The sequence below is a fragment of the Delftia sp. WSY_12 genome, assembly GCF_043104645.1.
Taxonomy (GTDB): domain Bacteria; phylum Pseudomonadota; class Gammaproteobacteria; order Burkholderiales; family Burkholderiaceae_C; genus Comamonas; species Comamonas tsuruhatensis.
Genome location: NZ_JBICKW010000012.1, coordinates 434,174 through 457,806 on the forward strand (window position 1 = coordinate 434,174; position 23,633 = coordinate 457,806).

22 protein-coding genes and 1 other RNA gene are annotated in these 23,633 nt (G+C 66.5%); 14 read left to right on the forward strand and 9 right to left on the reverse strand.

Annotated elements, in window-relative coordinates; genetic code table 11:
- The first annotated feature begins 7 nt into the window (after positions 1-7).
- The 5 genes from pstA to phoR all read left to right on the forward strand — a co-directional run bounded on the left by pstA (position 8) and on the right by phoR (position 4,638).
- Positions 8-871: a phosphate ABC transporter permease PstA gene (gene pstA, locus ACF8LI_RS07455; protein ID WP_034347746.1), complete on the forward strand. Its 864-nt coding sequence runs from the start codon at positions 8-10 to the stop codon at positions 869-871.
- Positions 872-909: 38 nt separating this feature from the next.
- The gene (gene pstB, locus ACF8LI_RS07460; RefSeq protein WP_016447459.1) at positions 910-1,692 is read left to right on the forward strand and encodes a phosphate ABC transporter ATP-binding protein PstB; all 783 of its coding nucleotides are present in this window, start codon (positions 910-912) and stop codon (positions 1,690-1,692) included.
- A 13-nt stretch (positions 1,693-1,705) separates the two neighbouring features.
- Positions 1,706-2,407 carry a phosphate signaling complex protein PhoU gene (gene phoU, locus ACF8LI_RS07465; protein WP_016447458.1) on the forward strand — a complete coding sequence of 234 codons (702 nt, stop codon included), beginning with the start codon at positions 1,706-1,708 and terminating at the stop codon, positions 2,405-2,407.
- Positions 2,408-2,427: 20 nt separating this feature from the next.
- Positions 2,428-3,123, forward strand: a complete 696-nt coding sequence (gene phoB, locus ACF8LI_RS07470) for a phosphate regulon transcriptional regulator PhoB (protein ID WP_016447457.1) — start codon at positions 2,428-2,430, stop codon at positions 3,121-3,123.
- Positions 3,124-3,243: 120 nt separating this feature from the next.
- On the forward strand, positions 3,244-4,638 hold the full coding sequence (phoR, locus tag ACF8LI_RS07475; RefSeq protein WP_016447456.1) for a phosphate regulon sensor histidine kinase PhoR: 1,395 nt from the start codon (positions 3,244-3,246) through the stop codon (positions 4,636-4,638).
- Between the two features lie 28 nt (positions 4,639-4,666).
- On the opposite strand, the gene ACF8LI_RS07480 is transcribed toward phoR, so the two are convergent.
- The 4 genes from ACF8LI_RS07480 to ACF8LI_RS07495 all read right to left on the reverse strand — a co-directional run bounded on the left by ACF8LI_RS07480 (position 4,667) and on the right by ACF8LI_RS07495 (position 9,479).
- Positions 4,667-6,034, reverse strand: coding sequence for an MATE family efflux transporter (locus tag ACF8LI_RS07480; protein WP_151019255.1), 1,368 nt, complete (start codon positions 6,032-6,034; stop codon positions 4,667-4,669).
- Positions 6,031-7,770, reverse strand: a complete 1,740-nt coding sequence (locus tag ACF8LI_RS07485) for a hypothetical protein (RefSeq protein ID WP_209802390.1) — start codon at positions 7,768-7,770, stop codon at positions 6,031-6,033. The genes ACF8LI_RS07480 and ACF8LI_RS07485 overlap by 4 nt, the downstream gene beginning before the upstream one ends.
- Before the next feature lie 155 nt (positions 7,771-7,925).
- On the reverse strand, positions 7,926-8,171 hold the full coding sequence (locus tag ACF8LI_RS07490; RefSeq protein WP_012206708.1) for a type B 50S ribosomal protein L31: 246 nt from the start codon (positions 8,169-8,171) through the stop codon (positions 7,926-7,928).
- Between the two features lie 114 nt (positions 8,172-8,285).
- Positions 8,286-9,479, reverse strand: coding sequence for a citrate synthase family protein (locus ACF8LI_RS07495; RefSeq protein WP_133073613.1), 1,194 nt, complete (start codon positions 9,477-9,479; stop codon positions 8,286-8,288).
- 100 nt (positions 9,480-9,579) lie between these two features.
- Between ACF8LI_RS07495 and ACF8LI_RS07500 the strand changes: the two genes are divergently transcribed.
- The gene (locus ACF8LI_RS07500) at positions 9,580-10,989 is read left to right on the forward strand and encodes a CoA transferase (RefSeq protein WP_252652162.1); all 1,410 of its coding nucleotides are present in this window, start codon (positions 9,580-9,582) and stop codon (positions 10,987-10,989) included.
- 66 nt (positions 10,990-11,055) lie between these two features.
- Here the strand turns inward: ACF8LI_RS07500 and rho are convergent, their stop codons facing one another.
- On the reverse strand, positions 11,056-12,318 hold the full coding sequence (gene rho, locus ACF8LI_RS07505) for a transcription termination factor Rho (protein WP_016447451.1): 1,263 nt from the start codon (positions 12,316-12,318) through the stop codon (positions 11,056-11,058).
- A gap of 267 nt (positions 12,319-12,585) precedes the next feature.
- Positions 12,586-12,918, reverse strand: coding sequence for a thioredoxin TrxA (gene trxA, locus ACF8LI_RS07510; RefSeq protein WP_016447450.1), 333 nt, complete (start codon positions 12,916-12,918; stop codon positions 12,586-12,588).
- Between the two features lie 271 nt (positions 12,919-13,189).
- Here trxA and ACF8LI_RS07515 point away from each other — a divergent pair, with 271 nt between their 5' ends.
- Positions 13,190-14,566 carry a TIGR03862 family flavoprotein gene (locus tag ACF8LI_RS07515; protein WP_160851911.1) on the forward strand — a complete coding sequence of 459 codons (1,377 nt, stop codon included), beginning with the start codon at positions 13,190-13,192 and terminating at the stop codon, positions 14,564-14,566.
- Between the two features lie 64 nt (positions 14,567-14,630).
- Here ACF8LI_RS07515 and ffs read toward each other — a convergent pair.
- An RNA gene (gene ffs / locus ACF8LI_RS07520) (signal recognition particle sRNA small type) lies at positions 14,631-14,727 on the reverse strand.
- A 100-nt stretch (positions 14,728-14,827) separates the two neighbouring features.
- Here ffs and dnaX point away from each other — a divergent pair.
- From dnaX to ACF8LI_RS07545, 5 genes are all read left to right on the forward strand, one after another.
- Positions 14,828-17,014, forward strand: a complete 2,187-nt coding sequence (gene dnaX, locus ACF8LI_RS07525) for a DNA polymerase III subunit gamma/tau (RefSeq protein ID WP_046984516.1) — start codon at positions 14,828-14,830, stop codon at positions 17,012-17,014.
- Positions 17,015-17,061: 47 nt separating this feature from the next.
- Positions 17,062-17,394, forward strand: coding sequence for a YbaB/EbfC family nucleoid-associated protein (locus tag ACF8LI_RS07530; RefSeq protein ID WP_012206701.1), 333 nt, complete (start codon positions 17,062-17,064; stop codon positions 17,392-17,394).
- Between the two features lie 146 nt (positions 17,395-17,540).
- Complete coding sequence (gene recR, locus ACF8LI_RS07535) at positions 17,541-18,131, forward strand: recombination mediator RecR (RefSeq protein ID WP_016451347.1); 591 nt, start codon at positions 17,541-17,543, stop codon at positions 18,129-18,131.
- A 45-nt stretch (positions 18,132-18,176) separates the two neighbouring features.
- Positions 18,177-18,608, forward strand: a complete 432-nt coding sequence (locus ACF8LI_RS07540) for an MAPEG family protein (RefSeq protein ID WP_046239288.1) — start codon at positions 18,177-18,179, stop codon at positions 18,606-18,608.
- Between the two features lie 84 nt (positions 18,609-18,692).
- Positions 18,693-19,778: an ABC transporter substrate-binding protein gene (locus ACF8LI_RS07545; protein ID WP_016447445.1), complete on the forward strand. Its 1,086-nt coding sequence runs from the start codon at positions 18,693-18,695 to the stop codon at positions 19,776-19,778.
- A 67-nt stretch (positions 19,779-19,845) separates the two neighbouring features.
- Here the strand turns inward: ACF8LI_RS07545 and ACF8LI_RS07550 are convergent, their stop codons facing one another.
- Positions 19,846-21,384 carry a transglycosylase SLT domain-containing protein gene (locus ACF8LI_RS07550; protein WP_070080956.1) on the reverse strand — a complete coding sequence of 513 codons (1,539 nt, stop codon included), beginning with the start codon at positions 21,382-21,384 and terminating at the stop codon, positions 19,846-19,848.
- On the reverse strand, positions 21,384-22,157 hold the full coding sequence (gloB, locus tag ACF8LI_RS07555; protein WP_047326767.1) for a hydroxyacylglutathione hydrolase: 774 nt from the start codon (positions 22,155-22,157) through the stop codon (positions 21,384-21,386). Before gloB ends, ACF8LI_RS07550 begins: the two co-directional genes overlap by 1 nt.
- A gap of 19 nt (positions 22,158-22,176) precedes the next feature.
- On the opposite strand from gloB, the gene ACF8LI_RS07560 reads away from it, so the two are divergent.
- Both ACF8LI_RS07560 and rnhA read left to right on the forward strand, forming a co-directional pair.
- Positions 22,177-22,986, forward strand: a complete 810-nt coding sequence (locus ACF8LI_RS07560; protein WP_016447442.1) for a class I SAM-dependent methyltransferase — start codon at positions 22,177-22,179, stop codon at positions 22,984-22,986.
- Positions 22,983-23,429, forward strand: coding sequence for a ribonuclease HI (rnhA, locus tag ACF8LI_RS07565; protein ID WP_016447441.1), 447 nt, complete (start codon positions 22,983-22,985; stop codon positions 23,427-23,429). The genes ACF8LI_RS07560 and rnhA overlap by 4 nt, the downstream gene beginning before the upstream one ends.
- Positions 23,430-23,633 lie beyond the last annotated feature (204 nt).

The following is a 23,633-nucleotide window of genomic DNA, read 5'->3' on the forward strand; positions in this document are numbered from 1 at the left end:
CACCAAGATGATCAATGCCGCCGAGCTGTCGCGCGTGCGCCAGGCCAAGTATGCCCAGCGCAAGCGTGTGAACCAGGTGGCGCTGACCCTGTCCCTGGCTGCCATGGCCTTCGGCGTGTTCTGGCTGATCTGGATTCTGTGGGAGACCATCACCCTGGGCATCGGCGGCCTGAGCCTTGCACTGTTCAGCGAGATGACGCCTCCGCCCAATGAGGCCGGTGGCATTGCCAACGCCATCTTCGGCTCGCTGATCATGGTGGCGCTGGCCACGTTCGTGGGCACGCCCATCGGCGTGATGGCCGGTGTCTACCTGGCTGAATACGATGCGCGTGGCTGGCTGGCCAATACCACACGCTTCGTCAACGACATCCTGCTGTCGGCGCCGTCCATCGTGATCGGCCTGTTCGTCTACACCGTGGTCGTGGCGCGCTTCAAGAGCTTTTCCGGCTATGCGGGCGTGGTGGCGCTGGCGCTGATCGTGATTCCCGTGGTCATCCGCACCACCGAGAACATGCTGGTGCTGGTGCCTGCCAGCCTGCGCGAAGCCGCCTACGCGCTGGGCACGCCCAAGTGGAAGGTCATCATCATGGTGACGCTGCGTGCAGCGCGCGCCGGCGTGATCACCGGCGTGCTGCTGGCCGTGGCCCGCATTGCCGGCGAGACCGCCCCGCTGCTGTTCACGGCGCTGAACAACCAGTTCTGGAATGCCGACCTGTCCAAGCCCATGGCCAGCCTGCCGGTGACCATCTTCAAGTTCGCGATGAGCCCTTACGAGAATTGGCAGCAACTGGCCTGGGCCGGTGTGTTCCTGATCACCGTGGCGGTGCTCGGTCTCAATATCCTGGCGCGTTTCCTGACACGCCAGAAGTAATGCAGCAACAAGCAATCAACCAGGACAAGGATTCCGCAATGACTGCGACCTCTTCCAGCGCGCTGACCTCTTCCAAGCTGACGGTGCGCGACCTGAACTTCTACTACGGCAAGTTCCACGCCTTGAAGGGCATCAACCTGGACATTCCCGAAAAGAAGGTCACGGCTTTCATCGGCCCGTCGGGCTGCGGCAAGTCCACGCTGCTGCGCACCTTCAACCGCATGTTCGAGCTGTATCCCGAGCAGCGCGCCGAAGGCCAGATCTTGCTGGACGGCGAGAACCTGCTGACCAGCAAGCAGGACGTGGCGCTGATCCGTGCCAAGGTCGGCATGGTGTTCCAGAAGCCCACGCCGTTTCCCATGTCCATCTACGACAACATCGCCTTCGGCGTGAAGCTGTTTGAAAACCTCAGCTCCTCCGACATGGACGACCGTGTGGAATGGGCACTGCGCAAGGCGGCCCTGTGGGGCGAGGTCAAGGACAAGCTGCAGCAAAGCGGCTCGGGCCTGTCCGGCGGCCAGCAGCAGCGCCTGTGCATTGCACGCGGCATTGCCATCAAGCCCGAAGTGCTGCTGCTCGACGAGCCCTGCTCGGCCCTGGACCCGATCTCCACGGCCAAGATCGAGGAGCTGATTGCCGAACTGAAGAACGACTACACCGTCGTCATCGTCACGCACAACATGCAGCAGGCGGCCCGCTGCAGCGACTACACGGCCTACATGTACCTGGGCGACCTGGTGGAATTCGGAGACACCGAGCAGATGTTCTTCAAGCCCCAGCGCAAGGAAACGGAAGACTACATCACCGGCCGCTTCGGCTGAGCAGGAGCCATCGATGACCGAAAAACACCTTTCCAGCCAGTTCGACAGCGAACTCAACCGCGTCTCGGCGCGCGTCATGGAACTCGGCGGTCTGGTCGAGTCCCAGATCCGCCAGGCCGTCTATGCGCTGTCGCGCTTCAGCATCGAGGCCGTGGAGCAGGTCGATGCCGCAGAAAAGCGCGTCAATGCCATGGAAGTGGAGATCGACCACGAACTGTCGTCCATCATTGCCCGGCGCCAGCCCACGGCGCGCGATCTGCGCCTGCTGATCGCCTTCTCCAAGGCCACGGCCAACCTGGAGCGCATGGGCGACGAAGCGCACAAGATGGCGCGCATGGTCAAGTCCATCATCGAAAGCGGCGCCGCACGCTCCCTGCCCACGGGCGACCTGCGCACTGCGGCCGAGATGGCCTCGGGCCTGCTGCGCAAGACGCTGGACGCCTTTGCGCGCCTGGACACCAAGGCGGCCGTGGCCATCCTCAAGGAAGATGACCTGATCGACCAGGAGTTCGACGGCTTCGTGCGCAAGCTCATCACCTACATGATGGAAGACCCGCGCACCATCTCCGCCAGCCTGGACCTGCTGTTCCTGGCCAAGGCCATCGAGCGCATCGGTGACCATTCCAAGAATGTGGCCGAGCTGATCATCTATCTGGTGGAGGGCAAGGATGTCCGCCACCAGACCATGGATGCCATCGAGTCGGCAGTGCTGTAAGTGCCGGAGGCGAACAACGGATGAAGAAGATGCCCATGGTCCTTATCGTCGAGGACGAGCCCGCCATCGCGGAGCTGATCGCTGTCAACCTGCGGCACAACGGCTTCCAGCCGGTCTGGGCCGAGGACGGCGTGACCGCGCAGCGCGAGCTCGATGCCGTGCTGCCCGACGTGATCCTGCTTGACTGGATGCTGCCCGGTGCCAGCGGTCTGGCCCTGGCGCGCAAGTGGCGCGCCGACAGCCGCACCAAGGCCGTGCCCATCCTGATGCTCACGGCGCGCGGCGATGAGCCGGACAAGGTGGCGGGGCTCGATGCGGGTGCCGATGACTACATCACCAAGCCCTTCTCGACCCAGGAGCTGCTGGCGCGCATCCGTGCCGTGCTGCGGCGCCGCGCGCCCGAGCAGATCCAGGACAAGGTCAGCATCGGCGAGCTGGTGCTCGACGCCGCCGCGCACCGCGTGAGCTGGCAGGGCGACATGATCAAGGTGGGCCCCACCGAGTTCAAGCTGCTGCACTATCTGATGAAGCACCCCGAGCGTGTGCACAGCCGTGCCCAGTTGCTGGACAAAGTCTGGGGCGATCACGTCTTCATCGAGGAGCGCACGGTGGACGTCCACGTCAAGCGGCTGCGCGAGGCGCTGGGCATGGCCGGTGCATTGATCGAAACGGTGCGGGGCGCCGGCTACCGGCTCAGCGCGCAGGCGCTGGCCTGAGGCGGTCCTGCGTTCCAATGAATCCACGCATGGCCCCCGCAGGCCATGCCCGGGCGCCGCTGCCCCAGGCAGCGAATACAACGCAAAGAAGGCGCAAGTATGGGTTGGCGAGGTTTTCGCTTGTTGGCGTCCCAGATCGCGGGCGCATTGCTGGGATGGTGGCTGTGGGGCGCCATGGCGGCCTCCAGCCCCGGCATGGCGTCACAGGCCGTGGCGGCCCTGGCGGGTGCGTTGTGCGCGGGCTGGATCTGGTGGCTGGTGGACAGCTGGAACGCCATGCGCCTGCTGTCCTGGCTGCGCCAGTCGGAGCTGCGGGAGGCGCCTGAACTCAGCGGCATCTGGGGAGAAGCCAGCGTGCGCATGCGCCGCTGGCTGCGCCAGAGCGTGCAGCAGGTGCAGCAGGGCGACCAGCGGCTCAATGACATTCTTTCTGCCCTGCAGGCCAGTCCCAACGGCGTGGTCCTGCTGGATGCCGACGGCCGCATCGAATGGTGCAACCAGATCGCGGCGCGCCAGTTCGGCTTCGATGCCGAACGCGACCTGCTGCAAAGCATTGGCAACCTGGTGCGCGACCCCGAGTTCAGCGCCTATTTCGCCACCCAGGATTTCTCGCGCGATCTGGTCATGCAGGGCCGCGAAAGCACGGCCTCGCGCCCCGTCAAGCTGTCGGTGCAACTGTACGGCTATGGCGAAGGGCGCAAGCTGCTGCTGGCGCGCGATGTGACCGCGGTGGAGCAGGCCGAGGCCATGCGCCGTGACTTCGTGGCCAACGTCTCGCATGAAATCCGCACGCCGCTGACCGTGCTCGTGGGCTTTGTCGAGACGCTGCAGAACCTGCCGCTGGAGCCCGAGGAACGCAACCGCTACCTGGGCCTGATGGCCCAGCAGGCCGAGCGCATGCAGCATCTGGTGGAAGACCTGCTGGCGCTGTCGCGCCTGGAGGGCAGTCCGCTGCCCAGCAGCAACGAATGGGTGCCCGTGGCCCAGCTCATGCAGCGCTGCGAAAACGAGGCGCGCGGCCTGTCGTCCATGCTGACGCGCAAGCAATCCCTGCCGCATGCGCTGAGCTTTCCGTCGGCCGAGATGCTGGCGCAGGCCGGCGAGGTGGCCGGCGCCAGCGCCGAGCTGCAAAGCGCCTTCTCCAACCTGCTGGCCAACGCCATGCGCTACACACCGGCAGGCGGGCGCATCGACGTCACCTGGGAGACCTTGCCCGATGGATCGGCACGCTTTGCCGTGCAGGACTCCGGGCCAGGGATCGAGCCCAAGCACCTGGCACGCCTGACGGAACGCTTTTACCGCGTGGACCGCAGCCGTTCGCGCGATACCGGCGGCACGGGCCTGGGCCTGGCCATCGTCAAGCATGTGCTGCAGCGCCATGGTGCCAAGCTGGGCATCACCAGCGCGCCGGGCCAGGGATCGGAGTTTTCGGTGACCTTTCCGGCCAGCCGGGTGCGCATTCCTGCGCCCGAGGCCCGTGACAGCAGCGACAGCCGGGGCAGCCGCGCCGCATAGCGCGCTCTGACGGATGGCCGCTACCCGCTCAGCGGTTTGTGGCCTTGCGTACGACCGCGCTGAACACCACGGCGGTCACCAGCAGCGCACAGGCGCTGCCGGCCCAGAACGGGGCGGGCGTGCCCGGGTGCAGCCAGGCGGGCAGGACGCTGTCCGTGCCATAGGCCAGCCAGTACCCGCCGGCCAGACCGCCACCCCATAGCAGCAGGCAATAGATGACCAGCGGCGCCACGGTGATGCGGTAGCAGCGCAGCACGAAGATGCAGAAAGTCTGGATGGCGTCCGCCACATGGTAGGCAGCCACCCAGGCCAGCAGGCTGGCGGTGATGGCAACCACCTCGGGGTTGCCGCTGTAGATGCGGGCCAGGCCCTCGCGGGAAAGGAACAGTGCACAGGCCAGCACCAACCCGCCCATTGCCGCCAATCGCCAGCCCATGGCGACCAGGCGCCGCGCCGTGACCTCGTCGCCGGCGCCGCGCCAGTAGCTGACCCGTGCGCTGGTGGCGATGGCCAGTGACAGAGGCACCATGTAGCACAGCGCCGCAAGGTTGGCGGCGATCTGGTGGCTGGCCGAGGCCAGCGTGCCCTGGCGCGCCACGAACAAGGCCATCAGCGTGAACGATGTCACCTCCACCAGAATCGCCAGTCCCGCAGGAATGCCCAGGCGCGCGAACTGCGCCAGCTGCGGCCAGTCCGGCGGCTCCATGCGTTGCCACAGCGCCAGCGGTGCGTACAGGCGTTGGCTGCGCATCAAAGACAAGGCCAGCGCGACCATGGCGTAGTTCACGATCAGCGTGGCCCAGGCGCAGCCTTCGGCGCCCAAGGCCGGCAGGCCGGCTCCGCCAAAGGCCAGCCAGATGGACAAAGGGATCTTGATCAGCAGCGACACCAGCTGCAGCCAGGTCACCAGCAAGGGGTGGCCCAGCGCCTGGTTGAGCGTGCTGTAGATGCGAAACAGCAGGGCGGCCGGCAGGCTCCAGGCCAGCACCGAGAGATAGGCCCGCACCTGCACCTGCAGCGGCAGCGGAACATCGGCCCAGCGCAGCAGTGCATCGGGAAACAGCAGCACGCCCATGCCCACGGCGCAGGCCGCCAGCAGCATGTACATGGCCTGCCGCAGCGTGCGGCCTATGGCCTGGGGCTGTCCGGCGCCGCGGTGCTCGGCCCACAGCGGCAGCAGGGCCTGGAAAATGCCCATCAGCGAGACGTAGACGCTCACGAAGATGGCCGATCCCACGGACAGCGCCGCCAGCGCCTCTTCTGAATAGCGGCCCGCCACGATGGTGTCGGTCACGCCGAAGGCCATCACGGCCAGCTGCCCGGCCAGCACGGTCAAGGCATGCTGGGCAATGGTGCGTCGCTCAGCGCTCAGGGGGGCGTGCGCTGGCAGGTTCATGGCTTGACCTGGACGGGCCTCGTCTCAGGCCTGCGTTTCAAGACCAGAAGGAAGTCCTTGCGGTCGGTGGGGCGTACCACGCGGGCCACGGTCTCCCAGGTGGCCTGCAGACGTGCGCTGTGAGGATCCAGCCAGGTTTCTTCCTCGGCCACCATCCAGTCGCAGCGCGCGGCACCGGCCATGCTCAGGCGCTGGGTATCGATGTCACCGTAGTAGCGCAGCGCGGCAATGTGGGCGCGCGGCAGGCCATAGGTTTGAACGCAGCTGCCGTCCCTGGGCAGTTCGGCCAGTACCAGGCGCATCTGTGGCTCGAAGCTGCGCGCATGGTCCATCAGCGGCAGCCACAGCGTCATCAGCAGCAGCCAGGCCAGCGTGGCGCCACTGGCGGGCAGCACCAGGCTCTTCCAGATGGCCGCACGGTTGCGCGAGGTGCGCCAGGCCACGAGCACACACCAGGCCAGGGTGGCGGCCACCGCCACGGCGAAGGACAGCACCGAGAATTCCGGCGTGAACTGCGGGGCCAGCCTTGCCACATTGGCGGCGGGCTTGGCGGGAATGCCGGTCTGCAGCGAAAGCCAGATCACCCAGATGGCAATGGCCGCGGCGCTGAAGAACAGCAGGGTGAACCAGTCGATCAGGGCGCTGATGCTGCGGCGCAGCGTGGGCAGGGCAAAGGCCGCCAGCGTGGCGATGGCGGGCAGGCCCAGCAGCAGGGCGCGGTCTGCTGGCAGCGTGCTCAACGAAGCGATCACCGGAATGATGGCAAACCACAGCGGCAGCGCCAGATGGGGATAGCGCCGGGGCGTGGCGATCTGGCGACGCCAGACCCACAGCGTCCACAGTGCCAGCGGCCAGGCGGGCCAGCTGAACCACAGCAGCAGCCTGACCAGGCTTTGCCATTCCTTGGCAGTGCCGCTGTCCACCACGCGCCAGGCCCACTGGTCCAGCCACCAGGACAGTGCGGCCGCCAAGATCGTCACCGCCAGCCACAGCACGGTCCACAGGCGTGATGCGCGTGGGGCGGGCGTGGCTTCGTCGCCCCAGGTGCGCGAGAAGAAAGCCATGGAGGTACCGCCCAGGCCGAACAGCGTGGCCACGGTCGGCGCACCGCTCAGTGCCAGGCCGGGCAGGCCCAGCAGCAATGCCAGCGTGGCCGTGCGGCCGTGGTAGGGCATGGCGGCGGCGGCAAAGAACAGCAGGGCCGCGCAGCCCAGCTGGGTCATGTAGCTGGTGGTTTCGTGGGAGAGCTGGGCCAGGCCCAGGCAGGCCACCAGGGCCAGCAACCCTCCGTCGGCCATGGCGCGCGCATAGTCGGTAGGCTGGGCCTCACCGCCAAAGGCAAAGGCCACGGGGCGTGCGCCCGGTGTGCGCGCCAGGTAGTACACGCCCCACCAAGTGGCCGCCAGCGTGATCACCAGCATGGCGATGAAGGGCAGGCGTGCCGCCATCTCCGGGTGCAGCCAGGAAGGTGCTCCCTGCATGGCCAGCGCACCGAGCCAGTACGAGAGCAGGCCTTCGGATTCGGGCAGCAGCCCCGCCATGCGCGGTGCCAGCCAGGAGGTATGGCCCAGGGCCAGCTCCCGCATGTAGCCGAAGGCCTCCATGTCGGCCATGCGCCAGGGGCTGCGCCCCACATATCCGGGCACGACATAGGCCAGGCACAGCAGCAGCAGCGACCAGCGCGGCAGGCGGCGCACGGCGCTTTGGGCAACGATGGCAGGGGTGGGCTGGTTCACTCACAGGACTTTCTGCAACGGAGGGCGCAAGAATACGCGAAGCAAGGGCCTCGAAAAGAATGGGGCATGCCTGGCCGGCATGGATTGGCCGGACTGCGAAAAACAAAAGGGCAGCGCGGTTGCCCGTGCTGCCCTTCTGGCCGGAGAAGCAGGATTTACTTCTTGCCGAAACGGTTGCGGAAGCGCTCCACACGGCCGCCCATGTTGTCCACCGACTTTTGCGTGCCGGTGTAGAAGGGGTGCGACTCGGACGAGGTGTCCAGCTTGAACAGGGGGTAGTCCTTGCCTTCGAAGGTTTCGGTTTCCTTCGTGTTCACGCAGGAGCGGGTCACGAACTTGAAGCCGTTGGACAGGTCCACGAACAGCACTTCGCGGTAGTTGGGGTGGATGCCTTCTTTCATGATCTTTCCTTCTGATGCAAGTGCGGTAGCCGTGCCTGACCCGCTGCAACCTTTGTAGCGGTTCAAATCAAGCGTACTTTCCGCAAGAAAAAGCCCTGCATTATCGCATAGTGCTCAGTTCCGTGCCAAACCCGCAGGCCTGGGGCCCGTGTACGCCGCGCGCGGACGGATGATTTGCCGGGTGGCACGCTGCTCCAGCGCCTGCGCCAGCCAGCCGGCGCAGCGGCCCAGCGCGAACAGGCCGAAGGCGCTGCCCGGCGGCAGCTGCAGATGCCGTCGCAGGGCCACCAGCGCGAAATCGACCGAAGGCGCCTGCCCCGTCAGCGCCATCACCTCCTTGGCCAGCATCGTTGCCGGGCCATGCGCCGGCAGCATGTCAAGCAGCAGGGCGGCACGCACGTCGCCATCAGGGTAGAGGTGGTGGCCGAAGCCGGGCAGGGATTCGCCGCGCGCCAGACGCTGGCGCAGGCGGGTGGCGATCTGCTGCTCGCCCACCTCGTCCCACAGCGCTTCCACGCGCGCGGTCGTGCCACCGTGGCGCCCGCCTGTCAAGGCGGCAAGGCCTCCCACCACGGCAGCGCGCAGGCTTGCGCCCGTGGAGGCCACGCAGCGCGCCGTGAAGCCTGATGCGTTGAGTTCATGGTCGGCGCACAGCACCAGGGCCATGCGCACGAGGTCCGCGCCTGGCGCATCCAGCTTCCAGGCCCGTGCGCATTGCAGATGGATGGCGGCCTTGTCCGGCACGGTGCCCAGCAGGCAGGCAGCCAGCAGGCGCAACAGCGCACCGCAGCCTGCCGCCAGCCGTTCGGGTGATTGTTGCCAGGCAGCGGTGGCCGTGTCATCGCTGGCGACGGTGAACAGGGGCAGCAATGTGTTTTCGCACGGTTGGCCTGCCATGCGCTGCTGCAGGTCGGACAGCAAAGGCGCGGCCTCCACGGCGTTTGCAGCGAAGGCTGCCTGGGTCGGGCATTGCCACAAAAGGGCGGCTGTCTCCTCCAGCGTGCGGGTTCGCGCCCAGTGAACGGCGTCCTCGCCCCGGTAGTACAGGCGGCCCTTTTCTATCAATGTGATCGTGGACTCCAGCACCGGCAGGCCCCAGCTGAGCGCGGCCTGCGCCACTTCGCGCGGCTTGCGGCCCAGGCCGCGCTGGCGTGCGAGCTGCTCGACCTCTTCGCGCAGGTAGCGGCTTTGGCGCGGCGTGTCTGCCGCGTGGGCCTGCAGCAGGCCTCGGCTGACATAGGCGTACAGCGTGGCACGGCTCACGCCCAGCAGCGCGGTGGCCTCGGTGGAGTTCAGGTAGTCGGGCATGGGGCGATCATATGTTGATTAATTGAATCAATATTGACAATATTTACCAGGAACCTATGGTGCGAGCTCCAAGCCTTGTTTCAGCTGCCAGGAGTGCTCCATGTCCCGTCTCCCTTTTCCCTGCGCTTTCGACCATTGCACCGGCCAGATCTGGGAGGCGCTGGATGGTGATCCGGCGGCGCTCCAACGTCTGGAGCAGCGAGGTCGTGGCTCCTTGGCCTCCGTGTTCCCGGTCTCCGATCTGGCGGCCGCCAGCCTGGGCGTGGCAGGCCTTTGCCTATCCGAGTTGATCGCGCAGCTCGACGCTGCAGCGCCGCGTGTGGTGGTGGATCGCAGGCTTGCCTCCTTGTGGTTTGGCCATAGCCTGCATCCGCAGGGCTGGGAGATGCCCGCGCTGTGGGATTCCGTGGCCGGCGACTACCGCACGGCGGACGGCTGGATTCGCCTGCATACCAATGCGCCCCATCACCGTGCAGCGGCACTGGCCGTTCTGGATGCGCCCGCCGAACGCGAGGCCGTGGCTGCCGCGGTCGAGCGCTGGGCAGCACAAGAACTGGAGTCGGCCGTTGTGGCGCAAGGCGGCTGTGCCGCAGCCATGCGCGGGCTGTCTGAATGGGCCGCGCACCCGCAGGGTCGCGCAGTGCAGCGGGAGCCCTTGCTGGCGTGGCAGATGCATCCACATCCGCATCCGCAATCGAGCCGGCATGCGGGTGCCTGGCAGCCATCGGCCAGGCGGCCGCTGCAGGGGCTGCGCGTGCTGGACCTGACGCGCATTCTGGCCGGCCCCGCTGCCACGCGATGGCTGGCGGGTCACGGCGCCGAGGTATTGCGCATCGATCCGCCGGGCTGGGAGGAGCCCGGCACGGTGCCCGAGGTCACGCTGGGCAAGCGCTGTGCCCGGCTGGATCTGCGGGCGCCACAGCATCGTGCCGTGTTCGAGCAACTGCTGGCCGGGGCCGATGTGCTGGTCCATGGCTACCGGGACGGCGCGCTGGAAGGCCTGGGATTCGGTGCCGCGTGGCGTCGGCAGGTGAATCCTTCGCTCATCGACGTGTCGCTCAATGCCTATGGCTGGAGCGGGCCCTGGCAGCAGCGGCGCGGTTTCGACAGTCTGGTGCAGATGAGCGCCGGCATTGCCGATGCGGGCATGCGTCAGCTGGGTCGCGACCGGCCCACGCCGTTGCCGCTGCAGGCGTTGGATCATGCAACGGGTTATCTGATGGCGGCCGCCGTGGTGATGGCGCTGGTGCGGCGCAGCCAGGGGCTGGGCGGCAGCACGGTGCAAGCCTCGCTGGCGCGCACGGCCCATCTCCTGGCGGGCCAGGGCGTCGGTGATCCGGACTCCTGCACGCTGGCGCCGGTGGACCGTTGTGCGGATTTCGGCGCGGCCGTCGAGGCCACTTCCTGGGGGCCCGCGCGGCGCCTGCGGGCGCCGGTGGAGGTGGCGGGCGCCCCCATGCACTGGGAGCGTGCGGCTTGCGCCCTGGGTACGGCTGCCGCTGCATGGTGAGCTGAATGCAAAACGCCCCGCGTGAGCGAGGCGTTCGCAGAGGTGCCGTGGGCTGGATCTCTGAGATCAGCCGCCGCGGCGCATCATGTCGAAGAAGTCCACGTTGGTCTTGGTGGCCCGCATGTTCTTGATCATCAGCTCCATGGCCTCGATCTCGTCCATGTTGTACATGAACTGGCGCAGGATGCGCGTCTTCTGCAGGATCTCGGGAGCCAGCAGCAGTTCTTCGCGGCGCGTGCCGCTCTTGTTGAGTTCGATGGCGGGAAACACGCGCTTTTCGTAGAGGCGGCGGTTCAGGGCCAGTTCGCTGTTGCCCGTGCCCTTGAACTCTTCGAAGATCACTTCGTCCATGCGGCTGCCGGTATCGACCAGGGCCGTGGCGATGATGGTCAGCGAGCCGCCTTCTTCCACATTGCGCGCCGCGCCGAAGAAGCGCTTGGGGCGCTGCAGCGCGTTGGAGTCCACGCCGCCCGACAGGACCTTGCCCGACGAGGGCACGACGTTGTTGTAGGCGCGGGCCAGGCGGGTGATGGAGTCCAGCAAGATGACCACGTCCTTCTTGAGTTCGACCAGGCGCTTGGCGCGCTCGATCACCATCTCGGCCACGTGCACGTGGCGCGTGGCGGGCTCGTCGAAGGTGGAGGCGATGATCTCGCCCTTGACCGAACGCTGCATCTCGGTCACTTCCTCGGGGCGCTCATCGACCAGCAGCACCATCAGGTGAACGTCGGGATGGTTGGCCGTGATGGCGTGGGCGATGCTCTGCATCATCATGGTCTTGCCGCTCTTGGGCGGCGCGACGATCAGCGCGCGCTGGCCGCGGCCGATGGGGGCGATGATGTCGATGATGCGGCCGGTGATGTTCTCCTCGCCCTTGATCTCGCGCTCCAGGCGCAGCTGCTGGGTGGGGAACAGGGGGGTCAGATTCTCGAACAGCACCTTGTGCTTGTTCTGCTCGGGCGAGCCGCCATTGACGGAGTCGAGCTTGGTCAGGGCAAAGTAGCGCTCGCCATCCTTGGGCGTGCGCACTTCGCCTTCAATCATGTCGCCGGTGTGCAGGTTGAAGCGGCGGACCTGGCTGGGCGAGATGTAGATGTCGTCGGTGCTGGCCGTGTAGCTGGTGTCGGGGCTGCGCAGGAAGCCGAAACCATCCGGCAGGATTTCCAGCACGCCGTCGGCGAACACTTGTTCCCCGGCCTTGGCGCGCTTTTTGATGATGGCGAACATCAACTCTTGCTTGCGCATGCGACCGACGTTTTCGATCTCAAGCGCTTCGGCCTGCTTCAGGACTTCAGACACGTGCAGTGCCTTGAGTTCATTAAGGTGCATGGAGAGACTCCAGAACGGAGTGGAAAGAAACCAGGGGGAGGCGTTGAGCCAAGCGAAACACTGTGGAAGTGGGCTGGCTTGCCTGAGGGTCTCAGCGCGGCCTTCGATGCATAAGGCCGGTGATGAAGGGCATTATGACAGGAAAAAATCCGCAGGTCATAGGGAAATTTGCGCTGGCGCAGGGTTTGTGCGCCAGTGCGATGCGGTGCAGCGGTCAGCGCCGGGCCGCATGTTTGGCTGCCCCGGTGTAGGGGGCAGCCAGGAGAATCAGGCCAGGTGCTGGTCCAGGAAAGCAGACAGCTGTGCCTTGTTGAGGGCGCCGACCTTGGTGGCAGCCAGCTGGCCGTCCTTGAACAGCATCAGCGTGGGGATGCCGCGGATGCCGAACTTGGCCGGGATCTCGCGGTTCTCGTCCACATTCATCTTGGCGATGGACAGCTTGTCCTTGTAGGTCTGGGCTGCTTCGTCGAGGATGGGGGCGATCATCTTGCAGGGACCGCACCATTCGGCCCAGTAATCGACCAGCACCGTGGAGCCGGGTTGCAAGACGTCAGCTTCAAAGCTTGCGTCGGAGATGTGTTTGATCAGTTCGCTGGCCATGGGTGATGTCCTTGATTTTTCGCAATGAGGAAGGCGCAGGAAAATCCGCACCGCGAAATGATTGTGACAGAAACCTATCACCTGCTGCACCGTATGGGCGGTAGCTGGATGCTATGACTGTCATAGCTGTTTACGGGGCGGCAGCAGGGTTGCGGGGTCATCGGGAATTAGTGGCGCCTGCGCGCAGGCCGGCCTGCGGCAGGGTATTCTGCGCGCCCGCGCTGCAGGCATATGAGTCTGCCGGCAGCGCAAAGTTGAATGCGAGCTTGGAATGGGAACTGATGTGATGGATGCTTTTGAACACAGCGCGGCGGCGCGCACGATGGACTGCGATGTGGCGGTGATCGGCGCGGGGCCTGCGGGCCTGATGGCGGCCGAAGGGCTGGCCGGCAAGGGGCTGACTGTCCATGTGTTCGAGGCCAAGTCCTCCGCAGGACGCAAGTTCCTCATGGCCGGCAAGGGCGGGCTCAACCTGACCCATTCCGAAAACCTGCCCGCCTTTGTCTCCCGCTATGGCGAGCGCAGTGCCGAGGTCTCGCGCTGGCTGGAGCTGCTGCCCCCGGATCAGCTGCGCGCCTGGGCCGGCGAGCTGGGCGTGGAAACCTTTGTGGGCAGTTCGGGCCGCGTATTCCCCAAGGACATGAAGGCTGCGCCCTTGCTGCGTGCCTGGCTGGTGCGTCTGCAGACCCAGGGCGTGGTCCTGCACACGCGCCACCGCTGGCTGGGGTGGCGGGATGGCGATGCGCTGGGCTTTGATACCCCCGAAGGGCGGCTGCAGGTGCACGCGAAGGCCGTGGTGCTGGCGCTGGGCGGCGGCAGCTGGGCGCGGCTGGGCTCGGATGGCGCCTGGATGCCCTGGCTGGAGCAGCGCGGCGTGGAAGTCGCTGCGTTGAAGCCCTCCAACTGCGGGTTCGATGTGGGCCTGGGCGGTGCGGCGCCGGGCGGGCAGATCGATCGCAGGGAATTCATGGCCGAGCTGCTGGGGGCTAGCCCCCAGCCTGCGCGCGGCTGGAGCCCCTATTTCACCGAGCGCTTTGCCGGCCAGCCTTTCAAGTCGGTGGCGCTGTCCTTTGATGATGGCCAGGGCAACGTTTTCTCGCGCAAGGGCGAATTCGTGGCCACGACCACGGGCGTGGAGGGCAGCCTGGTCTATGCCGTCTCTGCCGCGCTGCGCGAAGCCATTGCGCGCGACGGGCATGCCACCGTCCATCTCGACCTGCTGCCCCAGTTGACACCCGAGCGCGTGCTGGCGGAGGTGCGCCATCCGCGTGGCTCACGCAGCCTGGCCAGCCATCTGAAGGGGCGCCTGGGCCTGGACGGCATCAAGGCCGCCGTGCTGCATGAGGTGCTGGGCAAGGACGGCGTGGCCGATCCCGCGCGGCTGGCCCAGGCCATCAAGGCCCTGCCCATCACCTTGGTGGCGGCCCGGCCCATCGACGAGGCCATCAGCACCGCAGGTGGCGTGCGGCTGCAGGCGTTGGATGCCAATGGCATGTGCGTGGCTGCGCCTGGCGTTTTCTGTGCCGGCGAAATGCTGGACTGGGAGGCTCCCACGGGTGGCTACCTGTTGACGGCATGCATGGCCAGCGGCGTGCACGCGGCACAGGGCGTTGCCCGCTATCTGAAGGTGGATGGCGAGACGCGTTGAGGAGAGAAGGGCCGCTGCGGGCGTGGACGGGGCAGGCGCCCGCAGGGCCTGCTGTTCAATGGAAGGTGACGAGCCTTGCCCTCGGCACTGGTTTCACGGTTAGGGCTGCTTGGTTCCCCACCTGACCCGGTTGGCCGCTTCCCCATGCGAGGAGGCCCGTCACTCTCGATTATAGGGGCAAACACCGGGCTGCCCGGGCGACAAGGCCGGCCAAACCCGGGGCGCACCGGGCGAGGGTGCTCAGCCCCGTAGAATCGCGGGATGTCTTATCTTGTGCTGGCCCGCAAATACCGCCCCCGCAATTTCTCCGAAATGGTGGGGCAGGAGCATGTCGTTCAGGCGCTCACCAATGCCCTGACGCAGCAGCGCCTGCACCATGCCTATCTGTTCACCGGCACGCGCGGCGTGGGCAAGACCACGGTCTCGCGCATTCTGGCCAAGTCGCTCAACTGCCAGGGCGCCGATGGCCAGGGCGGCATCACGGCAACGCCCTGCGGCGTCTGTGCGGCCTGTACCGAAATCGACAGCGGCCGCTTTCCCGATTACACCGAGCTGGACGCCGCCTCCAACCGCGGGGTGGACGAGGTGCAAAGCCTGCTGGAGCAGGCCGTCTACAAGCCGGTGCAGGGACGCTTCAAGGTCTTCATGATCGACGAAGTGCACATGCTCACGAACACGGCCTTCAACGCCATGCTCAAGACGCTGGAAGAGCCACCCGAATACCTGAAGTTCGTGCTGGCCACCACCGATCCGCAGAAGGTGCCCGTGACCGTGCTCAGCCGCTGCCTGCAGTTCAACCTGCGGCCCATGGCGCCCGAAACCGTGCTGGAGCATCTGGGCCAGGTGCTCGGCCAGGAAGGCGTGGCTTCCGAACCCCAGGCCCTGCGCCTGCTGTCTCGCGCCGCGCGCGGCTCCATGCGCGATGCGCTGTCGCTGACCGACCAGGCCATTGCCTTTGGCAGCGGCCAGCTGCAGGAGTCCATGGTGCGCCAGATGCTGGGCAGCGTGGACCGCAGCCATGTGTTCCGCCTGATCGAGGCACTCGCCCAGGCCGATGGCCAGGTGGTGGTGGAAACCTCCGAGGCGCTGCGCCGCAATGGCCTGTCTGCAGCCTCCACGCTGGAGGAGATGTGCGCCGTGCTGCAACGCATGGCTGTGGCGCAGGCTGTGCCACAGATGGCCGCCGACGCCAGCGATCCGGAGGCTGCTGAAATTGCCCGTCTTGCGCTGCTGATGCCGCGTGATGAAACCCAGTTGCTCTACAGCATCTGCCTGCACGGCCGGGCCGAACTGGGCCTGGCGCCCGATGAGTATGCGGCGCTGACCATGGCGCTGCTGCGGCTGCTGGCGTTCAAGCCGCAATCTGCAGAGCCCGCCCCGGGCGCGGCTGAAAAAAAAACTCCAGCGCTGACCCCCTCCACGGCGAAGCCTGAATCTCCCGCGCCCGTTGCGCAGACGCGGCCTGCACAGCCCGCTGTGCCCGAGGCCCCCGCTGTCCCAGCCAAGGCGGCCATGCCCGTCCCGGTCGCGCCTCCTGCTCCTGTCGCGCCTGTCGCATCTCCCGTGACCGCTGCGCCCGCCGTGGTCGCTCCCGTGGTGCAAGCCGTTGCGGCTCCAGCGCCTGTTCAGGCGCCCGTGGCCGTGGCCGCAGTTGCCAGGCCGGAACCTGTGCTTGCGCCTGTCCAAGAGGCCAGGCCTTCCGCTGCTCCAGAGGTGAAGCCGGCCGCCGGTGTCGCCCAAGAGCCCCTGGACGAGCCTGTGGATGAGCCCGTGGACGATGTGCAGGAAGACGCAGACTCTTCTGCCGATGAGGCGCCGCAGGCGCAGGATGCCGATGCGCCGGACGAGGGTGCCTGGGCCGGGATGCCCGATGAGGGCTGGGCCGACGAAGGCCGCTGGAGCGATGACGGAGATCTGGCCCTGGAGCCGCCTGCCGCTGCCGTGGCACGGCAGTCCGAACCGCAGATCGACACTCAGATCGATGTGCAGGATTTCGCTCCCGAACGTGGCCGCCAGTCCCCGGATGCGCCTCCCGCGCCGACCGTGGAGCGCACGGCCGAGGGCGATGTCTGGCACGCTGCCGTCCAGCAACTGGTGCAGGCCGAGGCCGTCACTGCGCTGGCGCGCCAGCTGGCGCTGCAGTCGCAGCTGGTGGCGCGCGAGGGCGATACTTGGACGCTGCGTGTGGAAAGCAGCTCGCTGGCCCAGCCCGCCACGCGCGAGCGCCTGCGTGCGGCGCTGGAGGCTGCCGGCCTGGCCCGGCAACTGCATGTCGAGCAGGGCGCCGTGGTGGACAGCCCCGCGCGGCGCAATGCGGTGGCCAGCCATGAGCGCCAGCGCATTGCCGAAGACATCGTGATGAATCATTCTTTGGTGCAGACCCTGATCCGCAGCCATGGCGCGAAAATCGTGCCTGGCAGTATCAAGCCCGTATCCATTCAGCCCTGACACGCTCTAGAGCGTTTCGTTTTTACCCTACAGAAGAAGGAACTCACATGTTCAACAAAGGACAACTGGCCGGCCTGATGAAGCAAGCCCAGGCCATGCAGGACAACCTCAAGAAGGCCCAGGATGAACTGGGCAACATCGAGGTGGAAGGCGAGTCCGGCGCGGGCCTGGTGAAGGTGGTCATGACCTGCAAGCACGACGTCAAGCGCATCACCATCGACCCCAGCCTGCTGGCCGAAGACAAGGACATGCTGGAAGACCTGGTGGCTGCCGCCTTCAACGCTGCCGTGCGCAAGGCAGAAGAAACCTCCAACGAAAAGATGGGCAAGCTCACGGCCGGCATGCCCGGCCTGCCGGGCGGCATGAAGTTCCCTTTCTGAGGCTGGCCCCGAGAGGTTGTGCCGAACAGCCAGGAGAGGCCGTGACGGTTTCCCCAGCCACTCAATTGCGTTGAGCGGCCATCGAGCGATCTGCCCTTGCAGGTCGCTTTTTTTCTGAGAATCTTCTTCATTGAAAGGAAGCCGCCATGTCGGATGTGCAATCGCTCGATGGTCTGATCGAAGCCCTGCGCAGGCTCCCGGGCGTGGGCATCAAGTCTGCGCAGCGCATGGCCTTTCACCTGCTGCAGCGCGACCAGGACGGCGCGCGGCAGCTGGCCCGTGCCCTGACCACGGCCGTGGAGTCGGTAAGCCATTGCGAGCGCTGCCATACCTTCACCGAAGGCCGCATCTGCTCCATCTGCCAGGACGAAGGGCGCGACTCGGCCCGGCTGTGCGTGGTGGAGGCGCCTGCCGACATGGGGGCCATGGAACGCACGGGGGCCTACAACGGCTACTACTACGTGCTGATGGGGCGGCTGTCGCCGCTCGACGGCATAGGTCCGCGCGACCTGAATCTGTCATCCCTGCTGGAGCGCGCCGGCGACGGCAAGGTGCAGGAGGTGATCCTGGCCACCAGTTTCACGGCCGAGGGCGAGGCAACGGCCCATGCGATCAGCGAGGCGCTGAAAGCGCGCGGCATCCATGTGACGCGGCTGGCGCGCGGCGTGCCCATCGGCAGCGAACTCGAGTACGTGGACCTGGGTACGATCGCCCATGCGCTGGTGGATCGCCGGTAGTGGTGGAGGCGGCCAGCATTCCTTGTCTTTTCATCAGGAGCCCGTATGCCGACCTCTGTCGTCCTGCCGCCCGGCGGTTTTTCCCTTGCCCATTGGTGCCTGCTGGTGGTGGCCCTGCTGCCGCTGGCCTGCGCCTACATCGCCAAGGCGCCCGGAATGAAGCACCGGCCGGGGCAGCGCGGCTTCGACAACCACGACCCCCGCGCCTGGCTCGCCCAGCAGACCGGCTACCAGGCGCGGGCGAATGCGGCGCAGGCCAACAGTTTCGAGTGCCTGCCGTTCTTCATTGGCGCCTTGCTGGTTGCCTGGCAACTGGGCGCGCCAGCGGCGCGGGTCGATGGCCTTGCCGTGGCCTTCGTGGTGTTGCGCATCGCCTACATCGCCTTCTATGTGATGGACCGCGCCACGCTGCGCAGTCTGGCCTGGGCCCTGGCCCTGGTGGTGAATCTGCTGCTGTTTTTCGCAGGCTACCGCTGAGGCCTGCGGCCGCATCCGGCGCCCTCGTCCCGCGCAGGGCCTGCACCACAGGCCCTGCGGTGTTTCACGTACGGGCAAGCACCGATGCTGCGTATGCGGGCTCTGGGCATGATCGTGTTGCACTGCAGCAAAATAACCATCATGTCTTCCCACGTGCTTGATCGCCGAACTTTGTTGAGCCTTCTGGGGCTGGCTCCTCTTTGGTCGCTCCCTGTGCTCGGCTCGGCCGAGCTGCTGACGATTGCCGTGGGCGGCCAGGGCCTGCTGTACTACCTGCCGCTGGTGATTGCGCAGCAGCTGGGTTATTTCGAGGCCGAAGGCCTGGCCGTGCGCATTGAGGACTATCCAGGCGGATCGCAGTCGCTGCAGGCCCTGGAGTCGGGCGCCGCCGATGTCTGCGCGGGCGCCTATGAACACACGCTTCTTGCCCAGCAGCGCGGCAGCCAGCTGCGGGCCTTCGTCGTGCAGGGGCGTGCACCCCAGATCGCGCTGGGCGTGGCTGCGCGCTGGATGCCGCGCTACCAGACGCTGGCCGATCTGCGCGGGCGGCGCGTGGGTGTTTCCTCGCTGGGCGCATCCACGGCCCGGGCCATGCAGCTGATGCTGCTGGGCGATGGCCTGGATCCCGCTGCGGTGCAACTGGTGGGCGTGGGCTCGGGGCCCGATGCCATGGAGGCGCTGCGCACCGGGCGTGTGCATGCGCTGTGCCATGCGGACCCGCTGATGAGCGTGCTGGAGGACAAGGGCGCCGTGCGCATCGTGCGGGACCTGCGTGATCTGCGCAGCAGCGCGCAGTTGTACGGCGGCTCCATGCCCTCGGGCACGCTGTATGCGACACAGGCCTTCTTGCGCAGGAACCCGGCCAAGGCGCAGGCGCTCAGCAACGCCATGGTGCGCTCGCTCAAGTGGCTGCAGACTGCCGCGCCCATGGACGTGCTGCGGGCCGTGCCTGCGCCCTATCTGCTGGGCTCCCGGCGCGCCTATCTGTCGGCCTTCGAGCACATGCGCACCACGATTTCGCCCGATGGGATGATGCCCGATGACGGGCCCGCCACGGCCCTGCGTGCGCTGGTCCGGCTCGACCCTGCGCTGGCGCGCGGCGGCATTGACCTGGAGCGCTCGTACACCAACGAATTCGTGCGCCAGTCCCGCCAGCGCTTTCACACCTGAGCCCGGCGGCCGCACGCAAAAAAGCCCGCGAAAGCGGGCTCCGTGACGCGGGTGCCAGAGGGATTCCTCAGCGCTTTTTCACCTTGGATGGCTTGCCGCCGCGCTGTGCCGTGGTGACGGCCGTCTTGGCGTTGCGGCTTTGCGGCTGAACGGCCACCTTGCGTGCGGTTCCCGTGGACTTGGCTGCGCGGGCGTTGCCGCCGCTGCTGGCGCGTACCGGCAGATAGGCCACCAGCGACTGGCCTGCATGCAGCGTGGCCGAGGACTTCAGGTCATTCCAGTCCGCCAGGTTGGACACGCTGACGCCGTAGCGGTTGGCCACGCTGATCAGCGTGTCGCGCTTGCGTGCCTTGATGGTGGTGCGGCGCGTGATGATCTCGGGGGCAAAGCTGATCTGGCCGTTGTCGGCCACGTGGCCGGCCACGTCGGCACGCACGTTGGCGCCGCGCGGCACCATGAGCGCGGAGCCGGCCTTGATCAGCATGCGCGGCGGAATGTTGTTGAGGGCGCGCAGGTCGGACTCGCCCAGGCCCACGCGCTGGGCCGCCTCGGCCACGCTGATGGTGGAGGGCACGGTCCAGACGGTCCAGCTCGCGTACTGGCCTTCGTCGAAGGCCTGCATGTTGCGGCGAAACACCTTGGCGTTGTCCCAGGGCAGCAGGATCTCCGGCGTGCCGGCCGCAAAGATCACCGGCTTGCGAAAGCTGGGATTCAGCGCCTTGAAGTCCTCGGTCGATACGTCGGCCAGCTTGGCCACCAGTTCCACGTCGATGTCGCGGGTGATGGTGACGGTCTGGAAGTAGGGGTGGTTTTCGATCACCGGCAGCTCGGTGTTGAACGCATCGGGGTTGGCCACGATGTTCTTGACGGCCTGCAGCTTGGGCACGTACATGCGGGTCTCGGCCGGCATCTGCAGGTCGGTGTAGCCCGTGGGCAGCCCCAGCTTCTCGTTACGCTTGATGGCGCGGCCCACGCTGCCTTCGCCCCAGTTGTACGCGGCCAGGGCCAGATGCCAGTCGCCGAACATGTCATAGAGCTTTTGCAGGTAGTCCAGCGCGGCGCGCGTGGAGGCCAGCACGTCGCGGCGGTCGTCGCGGAAGGCGTTCTGCTTGAGGTCGAAATAGGTGCCGGTGGCCGGCATGAACTGCCACATGCCGGCCGCCTTGGCGGTGGAGACGGCCTGCGGGTTGAAGGCACTCTCGATATAGGGCAGCAGCGCCAGCTCGGTGGGCATGTTGCGCCGCTCCAGTTCCTCGACGATGTGGAACAGGTATTTGCTGGAGCGCTCGGTCATGCGCTGTATGTAGTCGGGACGGCTGGCGTACCACTGCTCGCGGTCCTTGACCAGATCCTGGTCCAGGTCGGGCATGGCAAAGCCCTGGCGGATGCGTACCCACAGATCGCCCGTGGTCTCCAGCGAGGCCACGTCGCCGTTGCTGGCACTGCCTGTGCCCAGCGGGCTCAGCGGCCCTTTGGGATACATGGGGGAGTGGGGTGCGGGGCTGGGGGAGGTATCCGTCGTGCCGGCCAAGTCCGGGCCGCTGGTGGTGGCGCAGCCGGCAAGAACCAGCAGGCTGCCCAGCAGCAGGGTGTGTAGCAGTTTCATCAGAAGACGTTTTTCCATTGGCGCAGGCCGGCCAGCACGCTGGCAGGGTCCTGCTGTCTCACCTGTGCGTCGAAGCCTGCGGCGGCCGCGGCCACCGCGGATTCGCGCGTTCTCAGAAAGGGATTGATGGAGCGCTCGGTCTCCATCAGGGATGGCAGCGTGGGCCGACCGGCCTCGCGCAACGCCTGACAATGCCGCTGGTAGTGAGCCAGGGTTTCGTTGTTTGGTTCCACGGCCTGGGCAAAGCGCAGGTTGGACATTGTGTACTCATGTGCGCAGCACACCAGTGTATTGCCCGGCAGCGAGGCCAGATCGTCCAGCGATTGCTGCATCTGCTGCGCAGTGCCCTCGAACAGGCGGCCGCATCCCCCGGAAAACAGCGTGTCGCCGCAAAACAGCACGGGCTGTGCCTGTGCCGCCGTGCTGTAGAAGGCAATGTGGCCGCTGGTATGGCCTGGTACATCGATGACCTGCCAGGGGCCGCCCAGTGCCTGCACGGCATCGCCTCCCTGCACGCGCTGAACGGGTTCGGGCAACTGCTCGTAGGCAGGACCCCAGACCTGGGCGCCCGTGGTCTGGTGCAGCTGGGCCACGCCACCGACATGATCGGCATGGTGGTGGGTGACTAAAATGCCCTGCAGCTGCAGGCCCAGCCGGTGCAACGTGGCGAGCACGGGCGCTGCATCGCCGGGATCGACGACCAGGGCCTGCCCGGCGTCATGCAGCAGCCAGATGTAGTTGTCGGAAAAAGCAGGAATGGGCAACAGGTTCATGAGCAGCAAAATTATAGGGATGCATCACTGGACGCAATCTGCCCTCGGCCACTACCTGCTGGAATGGGAGCAGCAGCGCTGCGACGAGGCGGTGGCCGATATTTTCGGCTATCACAGCCTGCAGCTGGGCATGCCCATGCTCCAGGGGCTGCGTGCCAACCGCATGCCGCACCGCTGGCTGGCGCTGGATTCCACGCAGGATGCAGCGCCAGCGGACGGCGCTGCCCCGCTGGAGGTTCCCGTGGCGCTGCTGGCCGATCCCGCCGCGCTGCCATTTCCCGAGGCCAGCCTTGACCTGGTCGTGATGCCCCATACGCTGGAGACCTCGCCGGACCCGCATGCCGTGCTGCGCGAGGCGGCCAGGGTGCTGATGCCTGAAGGCCGCATCGTGGTGTGCGGACTCAACCCTGCCAGTTTGCTGGGCGTGCAGCGGCGTGCCGAGCGTGGCGTGTACCTGCCCGATGTGGGCTGGGGCGTGGGTTACTGGCGGCTGCGCGACTGGCTGCGATTGCTGGCCTTCGAGATCGAGGCCGTGCAATTCGGCTGTTATCGTCCCGCCGTGCAGACGGATCGCTGGCTGCGCCGTTGGCAGTTCATGGACCGCGTGGGACGGCTGGGCTGGCCCATGCTGGGCGGTGTGTACTGCGTGGTGGCCGTCAAGCGTGTGCCGGGTGCGCGCATGCTGGAGCCTGCCTGGCGCGGCCGCGCGGTCGTGTCGGGCGCCACGGTGCCGGTCGCCCGTCGCATGCCGGCACAGGCCGCGCCGGACGGTGATCTGCATTCCAACCGGCCTGGCGGCCGGTCCATTCATATCAAGGATTTTTTTTGAATCAAGTTGTTATCTATACGGACGGTGCCTGCAAGGGCAATCCGGGTCCTGGCGGCTGGGGCGTGGTGCTGGAGGCTGGCAGCGCCAGGAAGGAGCTGTTCGGCGGCGAGCTGAACACCACCAACAATCGCATGGAGATGATGGCCGTGATCGAGGCGCTGTCTGCGCTCAGGCGGCCCTGCGACGTGGTGCTCTACATCGACAGCCAGTACGTGCTCAAGGGCATCACCGAGTGGATCCACGGCTGGAAGGCCAAGGGCTGGAAGACGGCCTCCAAGGAGCCCGTCAAGAACGTGGAGCTGTGGCAGCGGCTGGACGCCCTGGTGCAGGGTGGCGGGCACCGCATCGACTGGCGCTGGGTCAAGGGCCATGCGGGCGATCCCGGCAACGAGCGCGCCGACGCGCTGGCCAACATGGGCGTGGATCAGGCGCTGGGACGCTGAACGCCTTGTGCGGGACAGGTGCAATGCCTGTCCCTTGCTCCTCTTCCCGCGGGCTACCTCAAACGCGGTAGATGAAAACCCCAGACACAGGACTCGATGGGTGCAGCTAATATTTCCATAAGTGGAAATTAATGCGCGCCCTGCCAGGCATCTTCCGTGGCGTGGTGTTTGAAATTGCCACTTGTGGAATTTTTAAACCATCTC